Source organism: Mycobacterium sp. (assembly GCF_049281135.1).
Lineage (GTDB): Bacteria > Actinomycetota > Actinomycetes > Mycobacteriales > Mycobacteriaceae > Mycobacterium.
Genome location: NZ_JBAPRN010000047.1, coordinates 17,813 through 27,488, shown reverse-complemented (window position 1 = coordinate 27,488; position 9,676 = coordinate 17,813). Strand labels below are relative to the sequence as shown.

Genomic DNA, 9,676 nt, shown 5'->3' with positions numbered 1-9,676 from the left:
CGCCTTGGCAGATGCCGGTGAAGGCCAGCGGAAAGAACACCAGCAGCACGTCTTTGGCGTCGCGGAAGTCGCTGAGGGTGACCGGCTGTCGGTTCTGGTCGTGCAGCGTGAAGTCCGGTGCGCTCACGCCGACGGGAAGCATCAGCGCCGCGCGGCGCGCGACTTCGGTTGCACCAACCGGCTCCCGCTCCAGTCGCCGAGGTTGACCGACGAGGTCGGCATCAGCCCCGCGGTGGGCGCCGACTCGGCGATCTCAGCGGGAAGCACGTGCCCCGGCCGGCCGGTCTTGGGTGTGAGCACCCAGATCACGCCGTCGTCGGCCAACGGCGTGATGGCGTCCATCAGGGTGTCGACAAGGTCGCCGTCGCCGTCGCGCCACCACAGCAAGACGATGTCGACCACCTCATCGGTGTCTTCGTCGAGCAACTCGCCACCGCACGCATCCTCCGCGTCGGCGCGGATATCGTCGTCGGTGTCCTCGTCCCAACCCCACTCCTGGACAACCTGCCCTCGTTGAATGCCCAGTTTGCCGGCATAACCCGGGGCGTCATCCGCCGCGACCACCGTGCGACCTCCTCGTCAGTTCCAAGCCATTCCAGCGTGAAACACGCCCTGCGATGCAATTTATCGTCGCACAGCCCGTAGCGTTGCACATCCGCCGACTCAAAGGGACGCCCGACAACGCTTGACGGCTTCGCCCTTGGCGTCGTTGAGCAGATTGACCCGTTGATTGAACTGGTCGATGCCCGAATGCGCGCGGATCGCGTTCGCCACGCCGCGGGCGGCGTCGTCGTAGGCGTTCAGGGCCTCCCGCAGTTGCTGTGACAGCGGGCCGTTGCTGTCGCCTTCGACCGCGTCGGCGCTGTGCGTGAGCGCATCGATCGCGGGCTGCTCGGCGGCTGAGGTGTCGCCGCCCTTGTTGTAGGCGGCGACGAAGTCGTTCACTCGGTCGACGGCCTCTTTGCTGCTGGTGACGAACGACTCGCACACCTTGACCACGGCCTGCGTGGTCAACTGCTGCTGACGCCGCGACTCCCTGACGCTGGAGGTAGCGATCGAGGCCGACACCGAGGCGGACACCGATGCGCGATAAGCCGGCGCGATCGCCATGTCGGCGCCCGGCGTGCCGTCGGTGACGGTGGTGCACCCGACAACAGCGATCAGGACGGCTGCGACGGAGCCCGCCGCCCGTGCAGCACCGCCCCAGCCGGGCCATCTGATCGATCCGATCCGCACAGGTTGAGACGTTACCGGGTAGCGGCCACGGCAAGCCTCCATGGGGACTACGCGGGGTGACACCCGGTGCGGCACGATAGGAGCAACCCCGACAAGGGCCACAGCACCGACCACAACCAAAGACGTCAATCCGCGACGGCTCGATCAGCCACAAGCCGACCAGCCGTCAAATAAGGAGTAATGCGTTGACCACCGAATTCGTCCGCCACGATCTGGCGAAGAATCCAACCGGCACAAGCGAACCCGACCGCGTCCGGGTGATTCGCGAAGGTGTTGCGTCCTATCTCCCGGACATCGACCCGGAGGAGACCGCCGAGTGGCTGGAGTCCTTCGATGAGCTGCTTGAGCGCTCGGGGCCGTCGCGGGCGCGTTATCTGATGCTGCGGTTGCTGGAGCGGGCCGGCGAGCAGCGGGTGGCCCTGCCGTCGCTGACATCAACCGACTACGTCAACACCATCCCGACCGAGATGGAGCCCTGGTTCCCTGGCGATGAGGACGTCGAACGCCGCTACCGGGCCTGGATCAGATGGAACGCGGCCATCATGGTGCACCGGGCGCAGCGCCCGGGAGTCGGTGTGGGCGGCCATATTTCGACTTATGCATCGTCGGCGGCGCTCTATGAGGTCGGCTTCAACCATTTCTTCCGCGGCAAATCGCATCCCGGCGGTGGGGACCAGGTGTTCATTCAGGGCCACGCCTCCCCCGGCATTTACGCTCGGGCGTTTCTGGAGGGGCGGTTGTCCACCGATCAACTCGACGGTTTCCGGCAGGAACACAGCCATCCTGGCGGCGGGCTGCCGTCCTACCCGCACCCGCGGCTGATGCCCGACTTCTGGGAGTTTCCCACGGTGTCGATGGGGCTGGGCCCGATGAACGCGATCTATCAGGCCCGGTTCAACCATTATCTGCACGACCGCGGCATCACCGACACCTCCGATCAGCACGTGTGGGCGTTCCTGGGCGACGGCGAGATGGACGAGCCGGAAAGCCGTGGCCTGGCCCACGTCGCCGCACTGGAGGGCCTGGACAACCTGACCTTCGTCGTCAACTGCAACCTGCAGCGCCTGGATGGCCCGGTGCGCGGCAACGGCAAGATCATTCAGGAGTTGGAGTCGTTCTTCCGGGGTGCGGGCTGGAACGTCATCAAGGTGGTGTGGGGTCGCGAGTGGGATGCGCTGCTGCACGCCGACCGCGACGGCGCGCTGGTGAATTTGATGAACTCGACGCCTGATGGTGACTATCAGACCTACAAGGCCAACGACGGCGCCTACGTGCGGGATCACTTCTTCGGGCGCGATCCGCGCACCAAGGCGCTGGTGGAGCAGATGACCGACGCCGAGATCTGGAACCTCAAGCGAGGTGGTCACGACTATCGCAAGGTTTATGCCGCCTACCGGGCCGCCGTCGATCACCACGGTCAGCCGACCGTGATCCTGGCCAAGACCATCAAGGGCTATTCACTCGGCGCGCATTTCCAGGGCCGCAACGCGACGCATCAGATGAAAAAGCTTGCGCTGCAGGACCTCAAGGACTTCCGCGACGCCATCCGGATCCCGATCAGCGACGCCCAAATCGAGCAGGATCCCTACCTGCCCCCGTACTACCACCCCGGACCGGAAGCCCCCGAGATCCGCTACCTGCTGGAGCGCCGCCACGCACTGGGCGGTTTCGTGCCCGAGCGGCGCACCAAAACCAAGACGCTGCGGCTGCCCGGTCGCGAGGCCTACGGCGCGCTGAAGAAGGGCTCTGGTAACCAGGAAGTGGCCACCACCATGGCCACGGTACGTACCTTCAAAGAACTGTTGCGCGACAAGGAAATTGGCCCGCGAATCGTCCCGATCATCCCCGACGAGGCACGCACGTTCGGGATGGACTCGTGGTTCCCGTCGCTGAAGATCTACAACCGCAACGGCCAGCTCTACACCGCCGTCGACGCCGACCTCATGCTGGCCTACAAGGAAAGCGAGATCGGCCAGATCCTGCACGAGGGCATCAACGAAGCCGGATCGGTCGCCTCGTTCACCGCGGCGGGCACCTCGTATTCGACGCACAACGAGCCGATGATCCCGATCTACATCTTCTATTCGATGTTCGGATTTCAGCGCACCGGGGATGGCCTGTGGGCCGCCGCCGACCAGATGGCGCGCGGCTTTTTGCTCGGCGCTACCGCCGGGCGCACCACGCTGACCGGTGAAGGCCTGCAGCACGCCGACGGCCAATCACCGTTGCTGGCCGCCACCAATCCGGCTGTGCTGTCCTATGACCCGGCCTTCGCCTTCGAGATCGCCCACATCATCGAAGGCGGGCTGGCCCGGATGTTCGGCGAGCACGCCGAGAACGTCTTCTACTACCTGACCATCTACAACGAGCCCTACGTGCAACCACCCGAGCCGGCCAACTTCGACCCCGAGGGCGTCCTACGCGGCATCTACCGCTATCGGCCGGCCACCGAACCCCGCACCAACACCGCCGCCATCCTGGCCTCCGGTGTCGCCATGCCCGCCGCGTTGCGGGCATCCGACATGCTGGCCGACCAATGGGACGTCGCCGCCGACGTGTGGTCGGTGACCAGTTGGAGCGAGCTCAACCGCGACGGCGTCGCCCTTCAGCGCGAACGGCTGCGCCACCCGGACCGGACCCCCGGCGAGGCTTACCTCACGCGAGCCCTGTCCACATCGACGGGCCCGTTCATCGCGGTCTCGGACTGGATGCGCGCGGTGCCCGAACAGATCCGGCCATGGGTCCCGGGCAGCTACCTCACGCTGGGCACCGACGGGTTCGGCTTCTCCGACACCCGCCCAGCCGCGCGCCGCTACTTCAACACCGACGCCGAATCCCAAGTCGTCGCCGTGCTCGAGGCCCTGGCACGCGACGGCCACATCGACCCATCAGTACCGATCGCGGCAGCACGGCAATACCGAATCGACGACGTACAAGCCGCGCCGGCGCAAACCTCCGACCCAGGACCGGGCGCCTGAACCGCGCGCCTTTAGCGGAAACATCCAGAAAATCAGCGTAGCTTTTAGGGGTGCCCGACAAGAAGTTCGCGACTCCGCGGTCGACGCTGGAACTGCTGGACAGTGTTCCGGAGTCGCTGCTGCGGCGGTTGAAGCAGTACTCCGGTCGGTTCTCCACCCAGGCGGTGACGGTAATGCAGGAGCGGTTGCCGTTCTTCGCCGAGCTGGAAGCCTCGCAGCGGGCCAGCCTGGCGCTGGTCGTGCAGACCGCCGTAGCGAGCTTCGTCGAGTGGATGACCGACCCGCACAGCAACGTCAACTACACCGCACGGGCCTTCGAGCTGATGCCGCAGGATCTGACCCGGCGGATGCCTTTGCGCCACTCGGTCGACATGCTGCGGGTCACCATGGAGTACTTCGAAGAAGTTGCTCCGGTGCTGACCCGCGATGAGGAACAGCTGACCGCGCTGACGGTGGGAATTATGAAGTACAGCCGCGACCTGGCCTTCAGCGCGGCCACTGCCTACGCGGATGCGGCCGAGGCCCGCGGAAGCTGGGACAGCCGAATGGAGGCCAGCGTCGTCGACGCCGTGGTGCGCGGCGACACCGGTCCTGAACTGCTGTCCCGGGCCGCCGCGCTGAACTGGGATACCACCGCGCCGGCGACGGTGGTGGTGGGCACTCCACCACCGGGCCGAGAAGATCGCGCCAGCCAAGACGTGCGGGATATCGCGGCACGTCATGGACGCGCCGCGCTCATTGACGTGCACGGGACATACCTGGTGGCGATCGTGTCCGGCCAGTTGACGCAGACCGAGAAGGTGTTCGGGGACCTGCTGGGCGCGTTCTCGGATGGCCCGGTGGTGATCGGCCCGACGGCGCCGATGCTGACCGCGGCCTATCACAGCGCCAGCGAGGCGATCTCCGGGATGAACGCCGTGACCGGCTGGCGGGGCGCACCGCGGCCGGTCCTGGCCCGCGAGCTGCTGCCCGAGCGGGCTCTGATGGGCGACGCATCGGCCATCGCGGCGTTGCACACCGACGTGATGCGGCCGCTCGCCGACGCCGGTCCCACCCTCACCGAGACCCTGGATGCCTACCTCGACTGCGGCGGAGCGATCGAGGCCTGCGCCCGCAAGTTGTTCGTTCATCCAAACACCGTGCGCTACCGACTGCGCCGGATCGCCGACTTCACCGGACGCGACCCCACCCTGCCGCGTGACGCTTACGTCCTCCGGGTGGCCGCGACCGTGGGCCACCTGACATACCAGGCCCAGCAGTCCAGCGCTGCTAGCAACATAGTGATGCCTGTCACGCCAACAGTGGAAAAGGAGCTGGTCGCGCCTTCCGGGACCGCCGAAGCCGGATGACAGATTGCGGTGCGATCTCAAACACGTCGCATCGCGTGCTGTTTTGTGGGGTTTCCACAAAAACATAAGACAAGGTTCATAATCTGTTACACCGCCCAAAGACGCCTTCACAGTGTTCCCTTAAGAATGTGATTGCATTGCTTGCGCCCGGACAAGGGTCGCAGACCGAGGGGATGCTGTCGCCGTGGCTGGATCTGCCCGGCGCCGCAGAACGGCTGACGTCGTGGTCGATGGCCAGCGGACTGGACCTGTCCCGGCTGGGCACCACTGCCTCGACCGAGGAAATCACCAACACCGCGATCGCCCAGCCCTTGATCGTCGCCGCCACACTGCTTGCGCACCAGGAGCTGACAACGCGGGGACTGCGTGCCGGCGACGGGCTCGCCGGGGAAGAACTTGTCGTCGCCGGCCACTCGGTCGGTGAAATCGCCGCCTACGCGATCGCCGGAGTGATCTCCGCCGATGACGCCGTCGCGCTGGCCGCCACCCGCGGTGCGGAGATGGCCAAGGCCTGCGCCAACGAGCCGACCGGCATGTCCGCCGTTCTCGGCGGCGACGAGACCGAGGTGCTCGCGCGGCTCGAACACCTCGACCTGGTCGCGGCCAACCGCAACGCCACGGGCCAGATCGTCGCCGCCGGCCGGCTGAGCGCGCTGGAGAAGCTCGCCGAAGACCCGCCAGAGAAGGCCCGGGTTCGCGCTTTGGGCGTCGCCGGCGCCTTCCACACCGAGTTCATGGCCTCGGCCCTCGACGGTTACGCCGCCGCGGTGCAGAACGTGGCGACCTCCGAGCCGACCGATGTTCTGTTGTCCAACCGCGACGGCCAGCCGGTGAGCTCGGCCGCCGATGCGATGGAAAAGCTTGTCGCACAGTTGACCCGGCCGGTGCGCTGGGACCTGTGCTCCGAAACTCTGCGTCAGCGCAGCGTCACGGCGATCGTCGAGTTCCCACCGGCGGGGGCTCTGTCGGGCATCGCCAAACGTGAACTCCGCGGGGTACCGGTGCGTGCCGTCAAGACCCCCGTAGACCTGGACGGTTTGACGGAGCTGTAAACCCACTGGGCGGCAAGGCTACCCAAAGAAAAAGTCGAACATGTTCGTTACTACAACCGCATACCGCACGTTAAGTCAGCAGTACACAACACATTACGAAGGGAAACACATCGTGTCCGTCAGCCAGGAAGAAATCATCGCCGGTATCGCCGAGATCATCGAAGAGGTCACCGGTATCGAGCCGTCGGAGATCACCCCGGAGAAGTCGTTCGTCGACGACCTGGACATCGACTCGCTGTCGATGGTGGAGATCGCCGTGCAGACCGAGGACAAGTACGGCGTGAAGATCCCCGACGAGGACCTCGCCGGTCTGCGCACCGTCGGTGACGTCGTCAACTACATCCAGAAGCTCGAGGAAGAAAACCCCGAGGCCGCCCAGGCGCTGCGCGCGAAGTTCGATGCGGACCCCGCGAAGCAGGAAGCTGACAGCAAGTGACCAAACCTTCCACTGCTAACGGCGGTTACCCCAATGTTGTGGTAACCGCCGTCACGGCGACGACTTCGATCTCGCCGGACGTCGAAGGCACGTGGAAGGGTCTCCTGGCCGGCGAAAGCGGCATCCGCGTGCTCGAAGACGAGTTCGTCACGAAGTGGGATCTGCCGGTCAAGATCGGCGGGCACCTCAAGGAATCCCCCGACGACCACATGGGTCGACTCGACCTGCGCAGGATGTCCTACGTCCAGCGGATGGCCAAGCACCTCAGCGGCCAGTTGTGGGAGAACGCCGGCAGCCCCGAAGTCGACCCGGACCGGTTCACGGTCGTGGTCGGCACAGGCCTGGGCGGTGCCGAAAAGATCGTCGAGAGCTACGACCTGATGAACGAGGGCGGCCCCCGCAAGGTGTCGCCACTGGCCGTGCAGATGATCATGCCGAACGGCGCTGCGGCCGTCGTTGGTCTGCAGTTGGGTGCCCGCGCCGGAGTGATGACCCCGGTGTCGGCCTGCTCGTCGGGTTCGGAGGCCATCGCCCACGCGTGGCGGCAAATCGTCATGGGTGACGCGGACTTTGCCGTCTGCGGCGGCGTCGAGGGCAACATCGAGGCACTGCCCATCGCGGCGTTCTCGATGATGCGGGCCATGTCGACCCGCAACGACGATCCCGAAGCGGCGTCCCGCCCGTTCGACAAGGACCGTGACGGCTTCGTGTTCGGCGAGGCCGGCGCGATGATGATCATCGAGACCGAGGAACACGCCAAGGCCCGCGGCGCCAAGCCGCTGGCCCGGTTGATGGGTGCCGGCATCACGTCCGACGCGTTTCACATGGTGGCTCCGGCCGCCGACGGCGTTCGTGCCGGTCGGGCGATCACCCGTGCGCTTGAGCTGGCGGGTATCTCACCCAGCGACATCGACCACGTCAACGCGCACGCGACCGCCACACCGATCGGCGACACGGCCGAGGCCAACGCCATCCGGGTCGCCGGATGCGAACAGGCTGCGGTCTACGCGCCCAAGGGGGCGCTGGGCCACTCCATCGGCTCTGTCGGCGCGCTGGAATCGATCCTCACGGTGCTTGCGCTGCGAGATGGCGTTATTCCGCCGACACTTAACTACACCACTCCCGATCCGGAGATCGACCTCGACGTCGTCGCGGGCGAGCCACGTTATGGCGAGTACCAGTACGCCATCAACAATTCGTTCGGTTTCGGCGGACACAACGTCGCGTTGGCTTTCGGGCGGTACTGAGCAAGGCGTCTCGCGACGATGCGGGCCGCAGAAGGCTCGAGGAGGAGCGGGACAAATAAGGAAGGACGCGTTGGTAGGGCCCATGACCACATCGTCAAAGTTGGCTACGGGGAACGGTTTCCCCGACATCGTCGTCACCGGCGTCGCCATGACGACTGCCCTGGCAACCGACGCCGAGACCACGTGGAAGTTGCTGCTGGACGGGCAAAGTGGCATCCGTACCCTCGAGGACCCGTTCGTCAAGGACTTCGACCTACCGGTGCGCATCGGTGGGCATCTGCTCGAGGAGTTCGACGAGCAACTAAACCGGGTCGAGAACCGCCGGATGGGCTATCTGCAGAAGATGGCCACCGTGCTGAGCCGGCGGGTGTGGGAGAACGCCGGGTCGCCGGAGGTGGATACCAACCGGCTGCTGGTGTCCGTCGGCACCGGCATGGGCTCCAGCGAGGAGTTGGTCTTCGCCTACGACGGCATGCGAGAAAAGGGCCTGCGGGCGGTTTCGCCGCTGGTCATCCAGATGTACATGCCCAACGGCGCGGCGGCCGCGGTCGGGTTGGAACGGCATGCCAAAGCCGGGGTGATGACCTCGGTGTCGGCGTGCGCCTCCGGTTCGGAAAGCATCGCCCGTGCCTGGCAGCAGATCGCGCTGGGCGAGGCCGACATCGCGATCTGTGGTGGCGTCGAGACCAGGATCGAGGCGGTGCCCATCGCCGGGTTCGCCCAGATGCGCATTGTGTTGTCCACCAAGAACGATGACCCAGCCGGCGCCTGTCGCCCGTTCGACAAAGACCGCAGCGGGTTTGTGTTCGGCGAGGCGGCCGCGTTGATGGTGATCGAGACCGAGGAGCACGCCAAGGCGCGCGGGGCCAACATCCTGGCCCGGATCATGGGGGCCAGCGTCACCTCGGACGGCTTCCACATGGTGGCGCCGGACCCCAACGGCGAGCGTGCCGGGCACGCGATGACACGGGCGATCCAGCTCGCCGGCCTCACCCCGGCCGACATCAGCCACGTCAACGCCCACGCCACCGGCACCTCGGTTGGTGACCTGGCCGAGGGCAAGGCCATCAACAACGCGCTGGGCCCGCACGGCGGCAACGCGGCGGTGTACGCACCGAAGTCCGCGCTCGGCCACTCGGTCGGCGCGGTCGGCGCCGTCGAGTCGATCCTGACCGTCATGGCACTGCGCGACCAGGTCATTCCGCCCACGCTGAACCTTAAGAACCTGGACCCTGAGGTCGACCTGGACGTGGTGGCAGGCCAGCCGCGACCCGGCGACTACAAGTACGCGATCAACAACTCTTTCGGGTTCGGCGGGCACAACGTGGCGTTGACCTTTGGCCGCTACTAACCCCGCATCCCCGAACAGCAATCAGAC

General features: G+C 66.1%; 9 protein-coding genes. 6 read left to right on the top strand and 3 right to left on the bottom strand.

What is annotated here, in order from left to right; all coding sequences use genetic code 11:
- The 3 genes from WAN02_RS01910 to WAN02_RS01900 all read right to left on the bottom strand — a co-directional run.
- Positions 1 to 142, bottom strand: a 142-nt coding sequence (locus WAN02_RS01910) for a redoxin domain-containing protein (RefSeq protein ID WP_422262324.1), incomplete at its 3' end; no start/stop codon positions are given.
- Positions 142 to 564, bottom strand: a complete 423-nt coding sequence (locus tag WAN02_RS01905) for a DUF3052 domain-containing protein (protein WP_422262320.1) — start codon at positions 562 to 564, stop codon at positions 142 to 144. The genes WAN02_RS01910 and WAN02_RS01905, both read right to left, overlap by 1 nt.
- Positions 565 to 663: 99 nt before the next feature.
- Positions 664 to 1,236 carry a hypothetical protein gene (locus WAN02_RS01900; RefSeq protein ID WP_422262318.1) on the bottom strand — a complete coding sequence of 191 codons (573 nt, stop codon included), beginning with the start codon at positions 1,234 to 1,236 and terminating at the stop codon, positions 664 to 666.
- 185 nt (positions 1,237 to 1,421) lie between these two features.
- Between WAN02_RS01900 and aceE the strand changes: the two genes are divergently transcribed.
- From aceE to kasB, 6 genes are all read left to right on the top strand, one after another.
- On the top strand, positions 1,422 to 4,214 hold the full coding sequence (gene aceE / locus WAN02_RS01895; protein ID WP_422262316.1) for a pyruvate dehydrogenase (acetyl-transferring), homodimeric type: 2,793 nt from the start codon (positions 1,422 to 1,424) through the stop codon (positions 4,212 to 4,214).
- A 50-nt stretch (positions 4,215 to 4,264) separates the two neighbouring features.
- Positions 4,265 to 5,563, top strand: a complete 1,299-nt coding sequence (locus tag WAN02_RS01890) for a PucR family transcriptional regulator (protein WP_422262314.1) — start codon at positions 4,265 to 4,267, stop codon at positions 5,561 to 5,563.
- 128 nt (positions 5,564 to 5,691) lie between these two features.
- Positions 5,692 to 6,615 (top strand): ACP S-malonyltransferase, encoded by a 924-nt coding sequence (locus WAN02_RS01885; protein WP_422262312.1) that lies wholly within the window; start codon positions 5,692 to 5,694, stop codon positions 6,613 to 6,615.
- 112 nt (positions 6,616 to 6,727) lie between these two features.
- The gene (gene acpM / locus WAN02_RS01880) at positions 6,728 to 7,051 is read left to right on the top strand and encodes a meromycolate extension acyl carrier protein AcpM (protein WP_422262310.1); all 324 of its coding nucleotides are present in this window, start codon (positions 6,728 to 6,730) and stop codon (positions 7,049 to 7,051) included.
- A complete protein-coding gene (gene kasA / locus WAN02_RS01875; protein WP_422262308.1) occupies positions 7,048 to 8,298 on the top strand; it encodes a 3-oxoacyl-ACP synthase KasA in 1,251 nt (416 codons plus the stop codon). Before acpM ends, kasA begins: the two co-directional genes overlap by 4 nt.
- A gap of 82 nt (positions 8,299 to 8,380) precedes the next feature.
- Positions 8,381 to 9,649: a 3-oxoacyl-ACP synthase KasB gene (kasB, locus tag WAN02_RS01870; RefSeq protein WP_422262306.1), complete on the top strand. Its 1,269-nt coding sequence runs from the start codon at positions 8,381 to 8,383 to the stop codon at positions 9,647 to 9,649.
- Positions 9,650 to 9,676: the final 27 nt, after the last annotated feature.